Here is a 532-nt window from a genome sequence, read left to right on the forward strand (position 1 = left end):
AGATGAGGAGGACGTGGTTTAGGCATGGTATTTTACATCTTAGAGAGTGCGGTTTCGTAATATTCATTCTTTGACAAATCTAAAAGTTTGTCTGGGTGGCTAACTGAATTTGGTATTGGAATATCTGCTTTAAGATAGATAAGCAGTTCACCGGTAGGTTTGATTTCTATGAGTTCGCATTTTTGCTTTTTTGCTTCTCTTAAAGCTCGTGCAATGTCTGCTTGCGTTATGATAGCTTTACGAGGTGCCATATCTTTTCTCCTTACATTGAGATGCAATTCACGTGTGGCGTGAATCACGCATTACTTGAAAGTGTTAGGAAGGGTGGGGGTGCTCGTAGATATGCGGGGAACAAAACACCCCCATAAGGTTAAGCAGCTTTTGTTGAGAGTTGTTTTATCTCTCGTTCTATCTCTGCTAAAAAGGTTTCAACAGCTTGATTGATCTGTTCAATTTGTTGATCATCACGGAGAACACGCTTGACTTTCATGCGTAAGTGAAAGAATTCCCCCGTAAAACGTGGGTCATAGCT

Annotated in this window: 1 protein-coding gene and 1 pseudogene; both read right to left on the reverse strand. The window is 40.8% G+C overall.

The window, feature by feature from the left end; all coding sequences use genetic code 11:
• Positions 1-32 precede the first annotated feature (32 nt).
• Entirely contained in the window at positions 33-251 is a 219-nt protein-coding gene (locus tag ACFINK_RS09450; protein WP_375618906.1) for a hypothetical protein, read from the reverse strand.
• Positions 252-370: 119 nt separating this feature from the next.
• A pseudogene (locus ACFINK_RS09455) lies at positions 371-532 on the reverse strand (lambda exonuclease family protein); the annotation flags it as partial.

The organism is Bartonella sp. AA16NXGY, assembly GCF_042197325.1.
In the GTDB taxonomy this organism is placed as follows: Bacteria; Pseudomonadota; Alphaproteobacteria; order Rhizobiales; family Rhizobiaceae; genus Bartonella.

What these genes read in the sequence shown, in the direction of transcription:
- ACFINK_RS09450 (WP_375618906.1), bottom strand. Translation starts at nt 251, where the DNA reads ATGGCACCTCGTAAAGCTATCATAACGCAAGCAGACATTGCACGAGCT.